The 18,091-nt window shown below is 61.7% G+C and carries 16 protein-coding genes, 1 tRNA gene and 1 riboswitch; of the genes, 10 read left to right on the forward strand and 7 right to left on the reverse strand.

The window, feature by feature from the left end; translation table 11 throughout:
* The first annotated feature begins 154 nt into the window (after positions 1-154).
* From PDMSB3_RS19685 to PDMSB3_RS19715, 7 genes are read left to right on the forward strand one after another with little or no spacing between them, the layout of a single operon-like run.
* On the forward strand, positions 155-2,530 hold the full coding sequence (locus PDMSB3_RS19685) for a tetratricopeptide repeat protein (protein ID WP_165187220.1): 2,376 nt from the start codon (positions 155-157) through the stop codon (positions 2,528-2,530).
* Positions 2,527-3,672 (forward strand): dTDP-4-amino-4,6-dideoxy-D-glucose aminotransferase VioA, encoded by a 1,146-nt coding sequence (vioA, locus tag PDMSB3_RS19690; RefSeq protein ID WP_165187222.1) that lies wholly within the window; start codon positions 2,527-2,529, stop codon positions 3,670-3,672. Before PDMSB3_RS19685 ends, vioA begins: the two co-directional genes overlap by 4 nt.
* A gap of 5 nt (positions 3,673-3,677) precedes the next feature.
* Positions 3,678-4,379, forward strand: coding sequence for a WbqC family protein (locus PDMSB3_RS19695; RefSeq protein ID WP_165187224.1), 702 nt, complete (start codon positions 3,678-3,680; stop codon positions 4,377-4,379).
* Positions 4,376-5,353: a hypothetical protein gene (locus PDMSB3_RS19700; protein WP_165187226.1), complete on the forward strand. Its 978-nt coding sequence runs from the start codon at positions 4,376-4,378 to the stop codon at positions 5,351-5,353. The genes PDMSB3_RS19695 and PDMSB3_RS19700 overlap by 4 nt, the downstream gene beginning before the upstream one ends.
* Positions 5,350-5,874 carry a GNAT family N-acetyltransferase gene (locus PDMSB3_RS19705; protein WP_165187228.1) on the forward strand — a complete coding sequence of 175 codons (525 nt, stop codon included), beginning with the start codon at positions 5,350-5,352 and terminating at the stop codon, positions 5,872-5,874. Before PDMSB3_RS19700 ends, PDMSB3_RS19705 begins: the two co-directional genes overlap by 4 nt.
* Before the next feature lie 33 nt (positions 5,875-5,907).
* On the forward strand, positions 5,908-6,693 hold the full coding sequence (locus PDMSB3_RS19710; protein WP_165187231.1) for a phytanoyl-CoA dioxygenase family protein: 786 nt from the start codon (positions 5,908-5,910) through the stop codon (positions 6,691-6,693).
* Between the two features lie 4 nt (positions 6,694-6,697).
* Positions 6,698-7,435: a class I SAM-dependent methyltransferase gene (locus tag PDMSB3_RS19715; protein ID WP_165187233.1), complete on the forward strand. Its 738-nt coding sequence runs from the start codon at positions 6,698-6,700 to the stop codon at positions 7,433-7,435.
* A gap of 89 nt (positions 7,436-7,524) precedes the next feature.
* Here the strand turns inward: PDMSB3_RS19715 and PDMSB3_RS19720 are convergent, their stop codons facing one another.
* The 3 genes from PDMSB3_RS19720 to PDMSB3_RS19730 all read right to left on the reverse strand — a co-directional run bounded on the left by PDMSB3_RS19720 (position 7,525) and on the right by PDMSB3_RS19730 (position 9,588).
* Complete coding sequence (locus tag PDMSB3_RS19720; protein ID WP_232064230.1) at positions 7,525-8,499, reverse strand: SphA family protein; 975 nt, start codon at positions 8,497-8,499, stop codon at positions 7,525-7,527.
* Between the two features lie 303 nt (positions 8,500-8,802).
* Entirely contained in the window at positions 8,803-9,018 is a 216-nt protein-coding gene (locus PDMSB3_RS38435; RefSeq protein WP_165187501.1) for a DUF1214 domain-containing protein, read from the reverse strand.
* 432 nt (positions 9,019-9,450) lie between these two features.
* The gene (locus PDMSB3_RS19730) at positions 9,451-9,588 is read right to left on the reverse strand and encodes a hypothetical protein (RefSeq protein ID WP_157187810.1); all 138 of its coding nucleotides are present in this window, start codon (positions 9,586-9,588) and stop codon (positions 9,451-9,453) included.
* Here PDMSB3_RS19730 and PDMSB3_RS19735 point away from each other — a divergent pair.
* Positions 9,587-10,654 carry an HAD family hydrolase gene (locus PDMSB3_RS19735; protein WP_165187238.1) on the forward strand — a complete coding sequence of 356 codons (1,068 nt, stop codon included), beginning with the start codon at positions 9,587-9,589 and terminating at the stop codon, positions 10,652-10,654. The genes PDMSB3_RS19730 and PDMSB3_RS19735 overlap by 2 nt on opposite strands.
* A gap of 82 nt (positions 10,655-10,736) precedes the next feature.
* Here the strand turns inward: PDMSB3_RS19735 and PDMSB3_RS19740 are convergent, their stop codons facing one another.
* From PDMSB3_RS19740 to PDMSB3_RS19750, 3 genes are all read right to left on the reverse strand, one after another.
* Complete coding sequence (locus PDMSB3_RS19740) at positions 10,737-11,747, reverse strand: sodium:calcium antiporter (protein ID WP_007180005.1); 1,011 nt, start codon at positions 11,745-11,747, stop codon at positions 10,737-10,739.
* Positions 11,748-11,838: 91 nt separating this feature from the next.
* Positions 11,839-12,020: riboswitch (yybP-ykoY riboswitch) on the reverse strand.
* Positions 12,021-12,123: 103 nt separating this feature from the next.
* Entirely contained in the window at positions 12,124-12,606 is a 483-nt protein-coding gene (locus tag PDMSB3_RS19745) for an outer membrane protein (protein WP_007180006.1), read from the reverse strand.
* Between the two features lie 591 nt (positions 12,607-13,197).
* Positions 13,198-13,273: transfer RNA gene (locus PDMSB3_RS19750), tRNA-Arg, on the reverse strand.
* 276 nt (positions 13,274-13,549) lie between these two features.
* On the opposite strand from PDMSB3_RS19750, the gene PDMSB3_RS19755 reads away from it, so the two are divergent.
* Positions 13,550-14,446: a c-type cytochrome gene (locus tag PDMSB3_RS19755; RefSeq protein ID WP_165187240.1), complete on the forward strand. Its 897-nt coding sequence runs from the start codon at positions 13,550-13,552 to the stop codon at positions 14,444-14,446.
* Between the two features lie 173 nt (positions 14,447-14,619).
* Here PDMSB3_RS19755 and PDMSB3_RS19760 read toward each other — a convergent pair whose 3' ends face one another.
* Positions 14,620-16,710: a UvrD-helicase domain-containing protein gene (locus tag PDMSB3_RS19760; protein WP_007180008.1), complete on the reverse strand. Its 2,091-nt coding sequence runs from the start codon at positions 16,708-16,710 to the stop codon at positions 14,620-14,622.
* 311 nt (positions 16,711-17,021) lie between these two features.
* Here PDMSB3_RS19760 and PDMSB3_RS19765 point away from each other — a divergent pair, with 311 nt between their 5' ends.
* Positions 17,022-18,071 carry an oxidoreductase gene (locus tag PDMSB3_RS19765; protein ID WP_165187243.1) on the forward strand — a complete coding sequence of 350 codons (1,050 nt, stop codon included), beginning with the start codon at positions 17,022-17,024 and terminating at the stop codon, positions 18,069-18,071.
* Positions 18,072-18,091 lie beyond the last annotated feature (20 nt).

The raw sequence follows: 18,091 nt of genomic DNA on the forward strand, positions 1-18,091 counted from the left end.
CAGCCCGCCTCGTGCGGGTTTTTTTCTTGTCTTTCGGCTTTTCACCCGTCCTCCCCATACGCCAAACAGGCGGCCTTTTCCCCATCATCTCCGAGCATCAGAACCGCTTGCCCCGTCGCACAATTTCGTTCATAGACCATTCTGCGCTGAGACCATGACTCTCCTGTACGAGCAGCCCACCGCCAACCCCTTGACGTCCGAGCAGCAACTCGAGCAGGACATTGCGCTCGTCTTGCAAACGGCTCTGGAGCACCACCACAAGGGTGAATTCGACGACGCCGAAACGCTCTATCGTGCGATTCTCGACGCGAAGCCGCAGCACGCGGACGTGCTGTACAACCTTGCCGTGCTGCTCGGCCAGACCGATCGGTCGCGGGACGCATTGCCGCTTTTCGAGCAACTCCTCGGGTACCAGCCGCAAAACGGGCAGTACTGGGCAGCCTATGTCAGCGCATTGATCGACGCAGGTGAAGCCGCCGCCGCGTGGCTCGCCCTGGAGATGGGCCAGAAGCAAGGGCTGAAAGGCCCCGCAGTGGATGGCCTCATCGTCCGGATGTCGAATCCGGACAAAGTCATCTCGACATTTCCGGTTGTGCCCAAAGAGCCACCGGGAACCGCCCTGCCGGCCGCGGAAAAAGGCGCCTCGGCAAACGCTCAGGAAAACCGCTCCACGATCGCGTCGGGACGCCGGATCAGCCAGCAGGAAACGAATCGCTACACGGCGCTGTACAACAAAGGCAATATCACCGAAGCGGTGAAAATTGCCCGCTCGTTCACCGAACGCTTCCCCGCGGACGGCAACGCGTGGCGATGGCTCGGCATCGCGCTGCACCGGCTGGGCCGTTACGACGACGCGGTCGCCCCGTTGAGCAAAGCCGCGGAACTGCTGCCCGAGGAACTCGAGAGCCGCACGGTGCTCGCGGATACGCTTCGCCTGAAGGGGCAGTATGCAGAAACGGAACAGGTTTGCCGCGCGATCCTCGAGATCAATCCGGAATACGCCGAAGCGCAGCGCATCTTTGCCATGTCGCTGGTGCATCAGGGCCGCGTAGCTGAGGGTTTTGCCGCAGCACGCCGCGCCATCGAACTGAAGCCGGACGATTCAAGCATCTACAGCACGCTGGGTGTGCTGCAACTCGACCTGGGCTTCGTGGCGGAAGCGGAGCAAAACTTCCGCGTGGCGCTTGAGAAAAACCCCAAAGACCCGATCTCGGCCGACAACTTTCTGTTTGCCCTCGCTCACAACCCTGAGATCGATCAGGGCACGCTGTTCGCCGAGCACCTCAAATTCGCGCAGCAACACGAAGCGCCAGTGCGCGCACAGTGGCCACGGCACGTCAACAAGCGCTCGCCGACGCGCAAACTCAAAATCGGCCTCGTCTCCGGCGATCTGTTCCGGCATGCCGTAGCGTCCTACCTGCTTCCGGTCATGCAGCATCTCGCCCAGGACCCGAACGTCTCCCTCCATGTGTACAACAACTACATCATGGAAGATGACTACACCCGATTGCTGCGCGATTGCGCCGATGAATGGCAGCAGATCACCGGCATGCCGGACGCGCAGCTGGCCAACAAGATCCGCGACGAACGCATCGACATTCTGTTCGACCTGTCGGGACATACGGGCCGCAACCGCCTCCTCACGTTTGCGCGCAAGCCCGCGCCGATCCAGGTGAGCTGGCTCGGCTATCCGGCCACCACAGGCCTCAGCGCGATGGATTACTACCTGGTGGACAGATTCGGCGTACCGTTCGGCGATGCCGAACGTATGTTCTCGGAGAAGATCGTCCATTTGCCGGCGAACGCTCCGTTCCTGCCCGAAAAGAGCGCGCCGCCGGTCAACATTCTGCCGGCCATGCACAACGGCTATGTAACCTTCGGCAGTTTCAACCGGATGAACAAATTGCGCCGCGACGTGATCGCGCTGTGGGCGGAATTACTGCACGCGCAGCCTTCGTCGCGCATGCTGCTCGGCGCAATCGCCAACGACGATGACGAACAGCTCCTGATCGACTGGTTCGGCAGCGTCGGTATCGGACGCGAGCGGCTGATGTTCCGTCGCCGCTCGAGCATCCCGGTCTATCTGCAGCAGCATTTTCACGTCGACATCTGTCTCGACACGTTCCCATACACGGGTTCGACCACCGTGCTGAATTCCTTGTGGATGGGCGTGCCGACTCTGACCATCTGCGGCAACACGCTACCGAGCCGCGCCGGCACCACCTGGATGTCGCACGTCGGGCTGGAGCAGTTTCTCGCTACGGACAAGGCGGATTTCGTCGCTAAGGGCGTTGCGCTGTCCTCCGATATTCCCGCGCTCGCCGCGCTGCGCATCGGTCTGCGCGAACGCTGCATGGCCTCGGCGGCATTCCGGCCCGAAGTGGTCGCCGCAGGGTTGTCGCGCGCCTTGCGAATCATGTGGCAACGCTGGTGCGATGGCCAACCGGCGATCCCGTTCGAAGTAACGGCAGAAGAAGCCATTGCCGCCACAGGCGACACCGCGCCATCCGAAACAGGGGAAAACAAGTGAACGCTGCCTTACCGCTTGGGGCCATCGAGCCGCAGATCGACGACCGCATTTACGTTACCCAGCCGCATCTCGCGCCGCTCGAAGAATTCATCCCCTATCTTCAACAGATCTGGGACAGCAAGATCCTGACCAATGCCGGCCCGTTTCACCAGCAGTTCGAAGCGGCCTTGTGCAAGTACCTCGGCGTCAAGCATCTCGCGCTGTTCACCAACGGCACACTGGCATTGCTCACCGCGCTGCAGGCGCTGCGCGTGACCGGCGAGGTGATCACCACACCCTATTCGTTCGTTGCAACCGCGCACTCGCTGGTGTGGAACGGCATCAAGCCGGTATTCGCCGATATCGATCCGCACACGCTCAATCTCGACCCCGCCAAAATCGAGGCCGCGATCACGCCGCAGACCACCGCGATCATGCCGGTGCATTGCTACGGCAAGCCGTGCGACGTCGAAGCGATCCAGAAAATCGCCGACAACTACAATCTGAAGGTGATTTACGACGCGGCCCATGCTTTCGGCGTGCAGACCGAAACCGGCAGTGTGCTCGAACACGGCGACCTCGCGGTGCTGAGCTTCCACGCGACCAAGGTTTTCAACACGTTCGAAGGTGGCGCGATCATCTGCCAGGACGCCAGGACCAAACAGCGCATTGACCATCTGAAGAACTTCGGTTTCGTCGACGAAGTGACCGTGGTGGCATCCGGCATCAACGGCAAGATGAGCGAAATCAACGCCGCGTTCGGGCTGCTGCAACTGCAGCACATTGATGAAGCGCTGGCAAAGCGCGCGCGCGTCGACGCGATCTATCGCGAACGGCTGCGCGATGTGCGCGGTATCCGCTGCCTGCCCAAAGAAGGCCAGAAAGTCGCGAACCACTCGTACTTTCCGATTCTCGTCGGACCGGAGTATCCGATCAGCCGGGATGCGCTGTATCAGAAGTTCCGCGACCGCAACATCTACGCGCGCCGCTATTTCTATCCGCTGATCTCGGACTTTCCGATCTATCGCGGCCTGCCTTCCGCGCGCCAGGACAACTTGCCAGTCGCGCGTGCCGCCGCGCAACAGGTGCTGTGTCTGCCGATCTTCCCGGCGCTGACAGACGACATGCTCGATCGCATCATCGGGATTATCGCGGATACCTGAACGTCATGAAGCTCGCGATCATGCAGCCCTACCTGCTCCCGTACATCGGGTATTTTCAGCTGGCTGCGGCAGCCGACAAGTTCGTCTTTTACGACGACGTGAACTTCATCAAGAACGGCTGGATCAACCGTAACCGCATGCTGCAGGGCGACCAGGTGCGTTATCTCACCGTGCCGCTCAGCGGTGCGAGTCCTTCGTTGAAGATTAACGAAGTGCTGGTCGAACCGCGCGAGCGGTGGCTGCGCAAACTGCTTGAATCGATTCGGCACGCCTATGCCAAAGCGCCTCACTACCCGCAGGTCAGCGCATTGATCGCACGGATTCTGGCGGAGCCTCTCGCGCCAGTTTCGCTGCTCGCTTCGCACACCGTCATGGAAATCTGCAAGTACCTCGAGATCGACACCGAATTCGTCCCGTCGTCGACGATATATGGCAACGCGCATCTCAAAGGCACGGAGCGGGTCCTCGACATCTGCGCAAAAGAGCAGGCGAGCACCTATGTGAACCTTCCGGGCGGCCGCGCGCTTTACGATAGCGCGGCGTTTTCGGCGCGCGGCGTGGAGCTTGCCTTCATCGAGCCGAACCTGTGTCCCTATGCGCAGTTCGACGACGGCGCCTTTCATCCCGCCTTATCCATTCTCGACGTCCTGATGTTCAATAGCAAAAACAGCGTGAGAGATATGCTGTGCGTCGAGGTGACAGCATGATTGCGCGCGAGCCGCGCGCAATCGGCGGCTATTTCGAACTCGAACTGCCGCGAGTCGAAGCGCCTCTTCACGGCGACGCGCTGCGTTTCCAGTCGTCGCGCGCGGCGTTCCTCGCACTGCTTCGGGCGAAGCGGCCGGCTGCCGTCTGGATGCCCTGGTACATTTGCGACGCGATGATCGAGCCTTTGCGCATGACCGGCACGCCGGTCAAACGCTATCGGCTCGATGCCGACTTGCGTGTGCAGTCCGCCGATATCGGCGACGATGAGTGGCTCCTCTACGTCAACTATTTCGACCTGTGCGCCCGCCAGGTCGACGACGTGCTCAGCCGCTTTCCTCGCGAACGCGTGTTGATCGACAACGCGCAAGCGTTCTTCGCGCAGCCCGCCGACTGTCTCGCCACGCTGTACTCGCCGCGGAAGTTTCTCGGCGTGCCGGACGGCGGCTATCTCGTCACCCGGCAGCCGATCGATATGCCGGAAGCAATCGACGATGCTTCATTGCTGCGCTGCGGACACCTGCTGACCCGGCTCGCAAAAGATGCGGAAGCCGGCTACGCCGGCTACGCCGCCGCCGAAGAAGGTCTGAAGTACCAGGAGCCGTTGCAGATGTCGAGACTGACCGAGCGGCTGCTCGCCAGTATCGACTATGCAGATGTGCGGGCGCGCCGCATCGAAAATTTCGCTTTCCTGCATGAGAAGTTGCAGCGCTACAACCGCTTTACGTTTCGCCACGACGAACATGCGGTGCCGCTCTGCTACCCGTTTTTCGACGCACCCACTGGCGCGCGGGAAACGCTTCGCGCGCAGCGCATCTATACGCCCACTTACTGGCCGGACGTGGCGGACGCTGAAGGCGCGCCGGACTTCGAGCGCAATCTCCCGGCCTCGACCCTTTGCCTGCCATGCGATCAGCGGCTTACGCGCGACGATCTCGCGCCGATGGTGCAACACTTACTGGACCGGCTCGCATGAGCGACAACACGATATTCCTGCGCGAGATCGAACGCGGCGACCTGCCGACTATCAATGCGTGGCGCTCCGACAAGGCGCTAGTCAGCCTGCTGGGCGGCGCCTTCCGGTATGTGGGCGCCGAGATCGACAACAGATGGTTCGATAGTTACCTCGGCTCCCGCGCCGCCAATGTTCGGCTCGCCGTATGCCTCGCCTCCACCCAGGAATTAGTGGGCGTGACATACCTGCTGGACATCGACTGGGTGCACCGCTGCGCGGAGTTCTCGATCCAGATCGGCACGCAGACGGCACGCGGCCGCGGCATCGGCGAGGCCGCGACGCGCCAGACGCTCGACCACGCATTCGGCGACCTCAACCTCAACCGTATTTCGTTGACCGTGCTCGCGTCCAATGCGCGCGCCATCGCCCTTTACGAGAAGGTGGGCTTTCGCGCCGAAGGTCTGTTGCGCCAGGCCGCCTTCAAAGGCGGCCGCTATCTCGACGTCGTTCCGATGGCCATCCTGGCTGATGATCGACGCTGAGCCCTTCACTTTTGCCGTTGCTTCGCCCCACTCATGAACACGATTGATGCTCAACACCACACTGCGCTTGCAACGGCAGGCTGGACGGTGCTTCCCCGGCTGATTCGCAGCGAATTGCTCGATTCGGTGGTCGAGGCGCTGGGTCCTTCGCTCGCGTTGCGCGACGAAATCCGGCACCGCAACGGCGTGCTGGAAAACAGCGCCGGCACCTTGCACCATCTGCTGATGGATGACCCGTGTTACGTCGAATTGCTGGCGCAGCTCTCGGCGCTGGAGCCGATTTTCAAGGGGTACTTTGAAGGCAACTTCGTTCTGAATTCGTACGGTGGCGTCATCAACGAGCGCGACTCGCGCGCGTACGTGCAGAACGTGCATCGCGATATCCGCTTCGGCTCCGACACGCGGCGCTTTATGGTGAACGCGTTGGTGATGCTCGATGATTTCACGCTGGAGAACGGCGCAACGCATATTCTTCCGCACTCGCAGAACATGCTGGAGCAGCCCACCGACGAGCATTTCTACGCTCACGCCTCGCGTGCGACCGGAGAGCGTGGCTCGATTCTGCTGTTCGATTCGCGCATGTGGCATGCAACCGGACGCAATACCACCAACGCGCCGCGTCGTGCGCTGACGCTGACGTTCACCAGCCCGTTCTTCAAGCCGCAGCTCGATTACGCACGCCTGTTCGGCTACGGCAATCTCGGCCGCTGCAATGCATGGATGCGCCAGGTGCTCGGCTTCAACGCCCGGGTGCCGCAGTCGCTCGATGAGTTTTACGTACCTGTGGAGCAGCGGTTCTATCAACGCGGACAGGATTGACGATATGAGCAGAGACTACAACGCAGAAGCAAAAGATCATCCCGAACATCGGTACGCTTACGACTTCGACTACCTGATGCATGAGTACATGCTTCGCACATTCGAGCCATTCCTCGCGGGCGATGACGCGCTCGAACTGGGATGCTTCGAAGGCAACTTCACGCGCCTTCTGACGCAGCGCTTCGATTCCGTGGAAGTGGTCGAAGCCTCGGCGGACTGTATCGCCGTTGCGTCGGATAAAACGAGGGGCGCCGTCAAGTTCCATCACTCGACGTTCGAGACCTTCGAACCGGCGCGGCGCTACGACAATATTTTCCTCATCCATACGCTCGAGCACCTCGATCATCCGGTCGAAGTCCTGAGCCGGATTGGCAGCTGGTTGTCCGAAGGCGGCAGGCTGTTCGTGGCTGCGCCGAACGCGCGGGCCGGATCCCGGCAGATCGCGGTCAACATGGGGTTGATCGACCATCACGCAGCCGTGACGCTGGCGGAAGCGGCGCACGGTCACCGGGTGACCTATTCGATCGATACGCTACGGGCCGACCTGCGGGCGGCGAAGCTGCGACCGGTCACTGAAGGCGGCGTCTTTTTCAAGGGCCTTGCCAACTTCCAGATCGATGCGGCGTTGGAGGCGGGCATCATATCCAGAGCGTATCTCGACGGCTGTTTCGAGTTGGGACGCGTCTATCCCGACTTGTGCTCCAGCGTGTACGCGATATGCGAGCGCGAGACGGCGCACTGATCGGGGCGAGTCGAGCCGCCCTATCTGGTTCGCAGCCGGCCTGAGCCGGCTGCCGTAAGTCCGCAGCGTGCTGCTCCCAAGGCGCCGCGTTACTGAAAAGTCGCATTGACCGACAGTTGCACCGCATTGCCCTTCGGCCGATTGCTGGTGTTGAATTCATTGACCCAGCGCAGAGAGGCCGACACGGGTGTCTTCTGGATCTTGCCCGACCACGTGACCATCGGCCCAAGACCAACGGAATGGCCCTGACTGCCGCCGACGGCATCTGCGATGCCGCCGCTGTCATTGCCGATCTGCTGGATGTAGCCGCCCACCACGCCGACACCCCAGCCGTTGCTGAAGCGCTTGAGCGCAAGCAGATCGAGCACGCTGACCGGCGCGTTGTGATAATGGGTGTCGTTATTGGGCGTGTAGAACTCGAGGCCATAGTTCAACGACAACTCGATGTTCTCTTTCGGCAGCAATTTCGTGTAAGCGATTGTGGGTGTGAAGGTCCACGTGTTCTGCCCGGCATTGGCGAGCCGGTTAGGGTTGTACGCGCCGGTCGGCGCATAGATCTGCACACTCAACGCGATATGGTCGGTCTTGGTCAGGTGATAGCCGGCAATAACCGGCGTGAAGAAGAAGTCGGCGAACTGCGTGCCGTGGTCGTTCGGCAAACGGCCATGAAATGACGAAATGTCCGTGTACTGGACCGGCACGCCAAACGAGGACGCGAAGTTCCAGCCGCCCACGGTAATGCCCCATGTCTTGATTGCCGCGAGGATGGTGTATTCGGCTGTCGCGTCGACGCCCGCCGTGACCTGACCGGCGATCGGAATCGACTTGCTTGCGCCCAGCGAGCCTTCGTAATAAATCGTGGCGGCGGTCACAATCCAGTCGTTGGTGGGCGGCACGATGCCGCCGTAGGGTGTCACCTGCATGCCGGTAATGGGCCGGCCTATGCCGCCTTCAGTCGCCCACCCTGTTTGCGAGAGGCTCACGCCGGCAGTCGCCAGAAGCGCACCCTTGCACAGTCGGGCGACAACCCGCCTCGTCGGGAAGAAACCGTTAGGTTGACTCATAATCGTCCTTATCAAATAGGAGTTCGACATTCTCACTCCGGCCGAACCGCATACGGACCGTCTGCGTCGCAAAGCCGCACGCGTGCAAGTGCGCGCGCGTCAGGTTTCTCGCACATTTGGCGGCAGTGCCCAGTTGTCGTCGAGCATTGCCTGCCTGAGACCGTGGGCGCGTAAGTGCAGGGAGAACTTTTCACTACCCGGCGCCTGCAACCAATTGGCAAACTTTTGTCTTCACTGAACCTCGTGTTTTTCACGTAGGGCGCGAGCAAGCCATCTGCATTGAACTGCGGGTCTTTGATCTTCTTACCCAGCGCATGGCGGTTCTGTGGGCTGAGTGAAAAAGTGATGTGCGTTATATACCGTTAGCGACCGAAGGCCCTTGCCATGAGATAGCCGATCTTTAGGGAAGCTCACAGTGTAGCGCCCGCTGCCATCAAGGATTTGACCAGATGCGTCGGTGTCCGAATAAAAACACTTTGCCTCGCTCGCGTTATTGACAGCGACGTTCGACTTCGCTATCGCCGTTGGAGTGTAGTGGTTATCGCTCCAGTCTCGTCCTGAGTGTTCTTATCGGCGAGCGCCTGCCTTTACCTGATGCGAATTTGTTTCAAAGTGATGGTCGCGTTCGTGTGTCCGATTTATATTCAATTCATTTGGCGCGCTTGTTCGTGCGGCTGAGCGACCACTCACGGATGGACGCCAGACCACGCGGAAGAGGCGTGCCATGTCACTTGAGCAATCGGGAAAGGTGGCGCGGCGGGATACTGGGCTTGCATGAGCGCTCCTTGAAAACGAGAAACGCCGCATCAAACGAAGCATGCGGAAAGTGGACGATTCACCACGCTGGCATCGTTGGGAATACTAGCAATGTTTCATGGCTTTATAGAGATAAATTTGTAACGCGGCCGAGGTGCCGCGTCCAACCAGGCGCCGTCCGGCCTCCTGAAATATTCAATTGGTATTTGTGCTGGCGGCACGGGTTCCTCCGCCGTCCGGAAAAAATTCTGCAAAGACTGCAATAAGCGCCTTGCGCCCATTAGACTGGCGCTCGTTCGAGGTTCGATCCACCGCTTTCGATGAGGCTTTCATGATTCGCACGTTGCACCGGTATTGCATTGCCTTCACTGTCGTACTTCTGTCCGCCTGCTCCGTTACGCCACACCAGGACGGAGGCGTGTCGCAGGCAGGCGCATCGACGGCCGCGACCCTGGCATCGTGGAACGACACCGTGACCAAACGCTCGATCGTCGATTTCGTCACGCTCGTGACGACGCCCGAATCCAGGGACTTCATTCCGCGCGCCGACCGCATCGCCGTGTTCGACAACGACGGCACACTGTGGCCGGAGCAACCCGCGCCGGTACAACTGGTGTTCGCGCTGCAACGCGTGAAGACAGTGGCCGGGCGGCATCCGGAGTGGAAGCGCCAGGAACCGTTCCGCTCGATCCTCAAGGGCAATCTCAGGAATGTGGCGGCAGGCGGCGACGCCGGCTCTTTGCGGGTGCTGGCCGCGGCGCACGCGGGCATGACGAGCGAGCAGTTCGCCGCGCTCGTGCACGAATGGTTCGACTCCGCGAGCGACCCGCGCTTTAACCGGCCTTATGCCGATCTCGCGTATCAGCCCATGCTCGAATTGCTCGCCTGCCTGCGCGCGAACGGCTTCAAAACCTATCTGGTGACGGGCGGCGACGTCGAGTTCGTTCGCGAGGTGGCGCAGCGCATGTATGGCATTCCGCCTGAGCAGGTGATCGGCAGCGCCGTCAAGTACCGTTACAGCCAGACCAATGGCGCGATTTCGCTGACACGCCTCGCGCAAGTCGACACGCTGGTCGATGGCGCGGCCAAACCGCTTGCCATCGACCACGTGATCGGCAGGCGTCCGGTGATCGCGTTCGGCAACGCGGACGGCGACGCGCCGATGCTCGAATGGACCTCGGCGGGCGACGGCCCGCGCCTTGCCGCGCTCGTGCATCATACGGACGCGGAACGCGAATATCAGTATGACCGCGCGTCGAAGAGCGGCAAGCTCGACAAAGCTCTGGACGAGGCCGCTGCAAAAGGCTGGCTCGTCGTCGACATGAAGGACGACTGGAAGACGGTGTTCAAACCGGCCAACGCGACAACGTCGGCAGCGCAGGACGCAACGGTCAAGTGAGCGTGAAGCGCAGAAGGCCTGCCGGTGCGCAACCTTCCGCGATTGTTCCACTTGCGGTCAGGTGGCTCGTTGAGCGGCGCGTCTAGCGAGTCAGCGTAATGACCAGATAGGTCGCATACAGCACGCCGCAAACCAGCAACGCCCACACCGGCACACCGCGTTCGCGCACATTGATCCGCAACCATGCTGCGGCGGCGAGCGTGATCACGATGCCGGTCACTACCTCGATGCGCGGCATCCACGGCGTCAGCAGAATGCCGATCGCGGGCAGCAAGGTGCCCTGGAACACCATCGCGCCGGTGATGTTGCCGAACGCCAGCGTGTCTTTGCCCCGGCGAATCCACAGAATGCTGTTGACCTTCTCCGGCAGCTCAGTGGCGATCGGTATGATCAGCAGCGAGAGCAGCAGCGGCGAGATACCGAGCGCCTGCGACACGCCGCGCACACCGTGGATGAAGCCCTCCGCACCCCACACCAGCAGCGCGACGGCGAGCGCTAGTTGCGCCACGATGGTCACGAGGTTGGTCGGCACGCCGAGACGCGAGATCAGCATCTTGCCCGGTGCTTCGGTGCCGTGACCGGCCTCGACCAACTCGTTTGATGCGCGGAAGGTCATCACCACATACGTGATGTACACGCCGACCAGCGCTGCGCTGAAGAGGGCGCGCACGAGCATCTGCTCGTGCGGCACGTACATTGCCGCAGCGGCCAGCACGAACGCGCACAGAAAGTAGTTGAGGTCGCGCGTAAAGCCCCTGCGTTCCGGCGCGACCCAGCCGCTCGCGCCGCGCGAACCGAGGATCGCGAGTGTCATGAGGAAGGTGGAGAGCGTGGAGAGCATCAGCGGCGCGCCGAGAATTGCGCCGACGCCGATCTCCTGGTTGACCGCGCTATCGGTCGTACCGCTGGCGATCGCCAGCAGCGGCACGAGGGTCTCGGGCAAAGCGGTGCCGACCGCTGCGAATAGCGAACCTGTCACGCCCTCCGAAATTTTGAGGCGTTCGCCCAGGTGTTCGAGCGCGTTGGTGAAGAGTTCGGCCGCCACCAGAATGACGACCAGCATGACAGCGAGTTCGAGCAGGAGACCGGTCATAGGCGGCTCCCCGCAAGCACGGAGGGGCGGCGGCGCGGCAGACGGCGAGCGGGAGAAACTGGCGGGGCACAACGATGTATCACGAGGCAACTCCGCGGTCGGACGTAGATGACAAACCAATGACGCACCGCCGCCCGTCCGACCAGAACGAGGCAGTGCGTCAATGGTCTCGCCAAACCGACACGGTCGAACGCGCCATGACCTACGAGGCCAAGTATGTTGACGCGTTCTCCTTCAAAGGATGAAGGAAGGCTACTCCCCAGTGACCGGGCGATTCTAACGGCAGGGGACGCTTTCAACAACCTTGGTAGGGGGAAAAGAGCGGCGGGGTGGCGGGGGCCTTGGTAACTCCCCGCGTAGCCGCTAATCAGGCAGATCAATTGAAGTGATACTGCAGACCGATTGTGAAACTGTTATTTGTTCTTTTGGTGCCGTCGTGATTGCTGGTGTCGGTTGTCCATTCGCCTATGGCGCTTATGTGTCTGGCAAATTTATATTCGATGCCCAGGCCCCAATGGAAACGCGTGTCTGGATCGTCGCCGGTGAATCCAATGCGGACATAAGGCAATATCTGATTGAACGGCATGCCGAATTTTGCATCGATTCCGCCGTCCTTATAGGTTGTCGAGCCGTGATGCAAATCGGCAAAGGCCTCGGCGCCCACTATGAACCGGTCGATGTCGAAATTATATCCGGCCGTGAAACCTGGGAAAACCGTAGTGTGCGATGCTTTGCTGATGACACCGGAAGCATTGGAACTATTCACACCTACCTTGAAGCCCAGGTATGGGCCGGCAAACTGGCTTGCGCTCGAGAGAGGCTGCACTGATTGCGCGTGCGCGAGGTTGGACAGCATCATGATAGATGCAGTTAAAATCAATCGGATTGTTTTGTACATGACCTGCAAATAAAACACTGGCGTGCGAATGGTTTCGCGAAAGCCCTTTTATTAAGTGGGGAAGCGATTGCTGAAATACCGCCCCGGGAATTCCACGCGTCGTGAGATTTGCATGGTGCACGCATGCTAATTAAGGGGACAGACTAGGGCAATTGGAAATTTCTGCAGATAAACGTTTACACGTCTGATTCTGAATTGATGGACGGAAATTTACAGATGTTTTTGGATAGTTCTGTTGGGCTGGGGGGTCGTGGAGTGACGGCGGGGGGCATGTCTGCGGGCTCTGGGATGGAGTACGGCGCTTGGGTGGACATCACAAGGCTGGGAAAATAAAGGGATTCGGCGCACACAGCGCAAGCCTTAGATTAAGGTCGACTCTTTTTTATGCCCGGCTGGGATCGAAAAAACCGGCTGAAGGCGTGCCAGATAAGGCATTAAAGGCGCCCACCACCAGCCAGTGGGTCCAGCCGATGATGGCGAAAGCAGGACCGCAGTTAGCCGCAATTCGGGGGGAGCTGGAACAGGTGAAGCCGCTGAAAGCCTTACGGCTATTGGTGCGCCCGGCTGGGATCGAACCAGCAACCCCTGCCTTCGGAGGGCAGTACTCTATCCATTGAGCTACGGGCGCTTCACCACGAAAGCGCGGCAACCAGAACGGATGCGACGCAAAGCGAGAGACCGAAAGGATACCCGGTTTCGGCCGTACCGTCCACCGGACGGCCTGAATGGCAGCACCCAGCGCCTTCCGGCCGCTCCTCGCGATGCGGGTAAACGCCTGCTGAACACCCCGCCGCGCCCCTCGCCGCCGTCGAAATCTTGCGTCTATAATCGTCCGTGGCTGATTAAAGAACAAGAAATTGCCGTCACGCTGTACCGCTCACATACCCACGGAGACGAGACAAGCATGAGCGAAGCACCACACGGAGCCCCGATCAAAACCCCAGCACAGCTCATCGCCGCGATCATCGCCGGGTTTGCTGTTCCGATCGTCATCATCGTGCTGCTGGCCGTCTACGTCGATAACTCGACGCGCACCGGCGCCGGCACCGACTCTCTCTCCGAAGCCGAGGTCACCGCCCGCATCAAGCCGTTCGCCCAGGTCGACATTCGCGACGCCAATGCGCCGCGCATCTACAAGACCGGCGAAGAAGTCTACAAGGCCGTTTGCTCCGCGTGTCACGCGTCGGGTGCAGCAGGCGCGCCGAAATTCACCAATACCGCCGACTGGGCGCCGCGTATCGCGCAAGGCTTCGACACGCTGCTGCACACGGCGCTCGCCGGCAAGGGGGCAATGCCGCCGCGCGGCGGCACCAGCCCAGACGATTACAGCGACTTCGAAATCGCTCGCGCGGTCGCCTACATGGCGAACAATTCCGGCGCGAGCTTCCCTGAACCGGCTGAGCCGGCTGCGGGTGCCGCAGCGGCATCCGGCGCAGCAGCAGCCGCACCGGCCGGCGGGTCGGACGCGGGCGCGGCCCAGGCCGCCGCGGCAATGGCCGCGATGGCCAGCGTGCCGCAAGCGGCAGCACCGGCAGCCGGCGGCACGCAAAGCGCGGATGCCTCGCAAGCCGGCAAGGCGCTGTATCAGCAAGTCTGCCAGGCCTGTCACGCTGCCGGCGTGCTGAACGCACCGAAGTTCGGCGACAAGGACGCCTGGGCGCCGCGTCTGAAAGACCCCATCGACACGGTCTATAACTACGCGCTGCATGGCAAGGGCGCGATGCCCCCGAAGGGCGGCTCGAATGCCTCGGACGCGGACGTAAAGGCTGCCGTCGACTACATGGTCAGCGCGGTGAAGTAAGACGAGGCGTGGCCTGCGCCACGTCGCAAAAAAATCCCTGCCCGTGGAAACGCGGTGCAGGGATTTTTTCTTATCGGCTGCAGGTGGGCGCGGGAGCCAGATCAGCGGCTTCACCGCTCACGCCGTCGAACCCATACGTTTCGCCGGAGCAGCTCAGCGGCCTCAGCACTCGCTCACGGCTTCTGCAACAGCGCCTTCAAACTCGCAAGCCGGTCTTTCGGCGACATCGGCGCTTCTTCGGGCGTCGGCGGCGGAGCGTCGTCGAGCAGCATTTCGGGAATGAAGCGCGACGGCTCGCACACCACCGTTTCGCGCGCGCGCTTGCGCTTCTTGCACCAGTTCAGATGCAAACTGCGCTGCGCACGCGTGATCGCCACATACATCAGGCGGCGCTCTTCTTCGATGCGCGCGTCGTCGATCGGCTCGTCGTCGGGACCGCCGCGATGCGGCATGATGCCTTCTTCGACGCCAACCAGAAACACGTGCGGATACTCGAGCCCCTTCGACGCGTGCACCGTCGAGAGCCGCACCGCGTCGGGATCTTCCTCGCGGCCTTCGAGCATCGACATCAGCGCGACGGTCTGGATCAGACCCAGCAGACTTTTGCCGGTGTCGCCGAGACCGTCGGCAGTGTCGTAGCCGGTGGCTTCGTCGGCCGCGGCGCCCGTCGGCTCAGCCTTGGTGCCTTTGCGCTTCAACCACTCCATGAACTCCAGCACGTTTTGCCACTTGGACTGCGCCTGACGTTCGTCGAACGCGTCGTACAGGTAGGCTTCGTAGTGGATGGCGTCCATCAGTTCGTCGAGCAGCGTGCCGGCGGCGTCTTTCTCGGCGCGATCGGTGAGGCGCTGCATGAAGTCGCAGAACACGCGCATGGGTTCGATCTGCCGCGGCGACAGACGCGCCTCGATGCCGCCCATGTAAACCGCCTCGAACAGCGACACCTTGGCCTGTCCCGCGAACGAACCGAGCGCCTCGAGCGTCGTATTGCCGACGCCGCGGCGCGGCGTGGTGATCGCGCGGATGAACGCGGGGTCGTCGTTCGCGTTGGCGATCAGGCGCAGATAGGCGCAGATGTCCTTGATCTCGGCCTTGTCGAAGAACGATTGGCCACCGGACAGCACGTACGGAATCCGCTCACGCCGCAGCACCTGTTCGAAGATGCGCGCCTGGAAATTGCCGCGATAGAGGATCGCGTAGTCGCGAAAATTGGCGCGCCGCTCGAACTTGTGCGCCGACAGACGGAACACCACGGACTCGGCCTCGTGTTCTTCGTCGTTACAGGGCGTAACGGTGATCGTGTCGCCCATGCCGTGTTCGGACCAGAGCTTCTTTTCGAACAGCTTCGGATTGTTCGCGATCACGTTATTCGCGGCGGTCAGAATGCGCACCGTCGAGCGGTAGTTCTGCTCCAGCTTGATCAGATGCAGCTTCGGAAAGTCCTTGCTGAGCTGCCCGAGGTTTTCGAGCGTCGCGCCGCGCCAGCCGTAAATGGCCTGATCGTCGTCGCCCACCGCCGTGAACGCCGCGCGCTTGCCGGCCAGCAGCTTCACCAGTTCGTACTGGCAGGCGTTGGTGTCCTGATACTCGTCGATCAGCAGATAGCGCAGCTTGTTCTGCCAGCGGTCGCGCACCTGCTCGTTCTTCTCGAAGAGTTCGGCGGGCAGACGGATCAGATCGTCGAAATCCACCGCCTGATAGGCGTGCAGCGTCGCCACGTAATTGCGGTAGACGATCGCGGCCTGATGCTCGTCCTCGTTCGCCGCAATCGCAATCGCCTGCTCGGGCATGATCATGCCGTTCTTCCACAGCGAGATGATCGACTGGATCTTGCGGATGAAGCCCTTGTCCGTCGAGCCGACCTGCTCCTGGATCATGCCGAAGCAGTCGTCGGAATCCATGATCGAGAATTGCGGCTTCAGGCCGACGTGCTCCGCTTCCTGCCGCAGAATCTGCACGCCGAGCGAGTGGAAGGTACAGACCGTCAGCTGGTTGACGGGCACTTTGCGGCCTTCCTTGCCGGGCGTGGTGAGCGTTTTGCCTTCCAGCAGCTTGCCCACGCGCTCGCGCATTTCCAACGCGGCCTTGTTCGTGAACGTGACGGCGGCGATGTGGCGCGGCTCGAAGCCTTTGGCCTCGATCAGGTGCGCGATTTTCTGCGTGATCACGCGCGTCTTGCCGCTGCCTGCGCCGGCGAGCACGAGACATGGACCGTCGAGATAACGGACCGCTTCATTTTGAGCGGGGTTCAGGCCTGCGGACATCGTCTATGGATGGGTGATGCGGTTAAAGCGGCGGTTGAGGGCGCGGCGGCGCGAAACGCCGGGGGCATGCTGCGCGGCGCCGGCTGCCGGAACAGGCGCCCCGCGCGGAGCGGAGGGCGTTCTGGCCCGCTGCGCAAACGCGCGAGCGGAGCGATGTTAACACGGATGCACGCAACCGATGCCGCGTCCCATGACGGTCACCGGCACCACGACGACCCTGACGGTCCGCCTTCCGGACATGCCACAATTGCAGTGTTGCGCGCCGCCGCCACGGTGGCAAAGCGGCGCGCCGTTTTTGCAGGAAGACAAGCATGTCCGCATCGCTGAAGATTGGATTGATGGGTTACGGTTTCGCCGGCGCGACCTTTCACGCACCGGTAATCGCGCACTGCGGCCGCGCGAGCGTCGCGGCCATCGCCACGAGCCAGCCCGAGCGCGCGCTCGCCGACTATCCGCATACGAAGGTGGTGGCCGACCTCGACGCACTGCTGGCGCTCGAAGAAATCGACTGCATCGTGATCGCCACGCCGAACGACACGCATTTCGAACTGGCGCGCCGCACGCTGGAAGCGGGCAAGCACGTGGTGGTCGACAAACCGGTCACGCTGAATGCCGCCGACGCCCGCACGCTCGCCAACATCGCGCTCGCCCGCGGCAAGCTCTTCATGCCGTTTCACAACCGTCGCTGGGACGGCGATTTTCTGACGGTGCGGGATCTGCTCGCGAGCGGGGAATTGGGACGGGTCACGCAATACGAATCGCATTTCGACCGTTTCCGGCCGGAGGTGCGGCAGCGCTGGCGCGAGGAAGCGTCGCGCGGCGGCGGCTTGCTGCTGGACCTCGGGCCGCATCTGGTCGACCAGGCGTTGGCGCTGTTCGGCACGCCGCAGAGCTTGCTGGCCACGGTGCGCACGCATCGCGACGAGGCCAGCGCGCCGGACTACGTGCATATCCAGCTCGGCTATGGCGAGTTCGAAGTCGTGTTGCACGCCAGCGCGTTGACTGCTCTGGTCGCGCCGCGATTCACGATTCACGGCACGCGCGGCAGCTACATGAAATATGGGCTCGACACGCAGGAAGACCAGTTGAAGGCCGGCCTGCGACCCGGCGACGAAGGCTTCGGCGCCGGCAATGCGGCAGGCGTGCTGCGCGTGCTGGAAGGCAATCAGGAAGTGGAGCGCGAGCTGCCGACGCGTAATGGAAATTACGCGGGCTTCTATATCGCCGTGGCCGACGCCATCCAGAACGGCGTGAAGTTCCCGGTCAGCGCGCAGGATGCCGTCGATGTAATGACAATTATCGAACTCGCCGCCCGCAGTTCGGAAGAAGGCATCCGGCTGCCGTTTGAACGCGTTCGCTGACCCGTTTGCCTGCGCGTCGG

The organism is Paraburkholderia dioscoreae (assembly GCF_902459535.1).
Lineage (GTDB): Bacteria > Pseudomonadota > Gammaproteobacteria > Burkholderiales > Burkholderiaceae > Paraburkholderia > Paraburkholderia dioscoreae.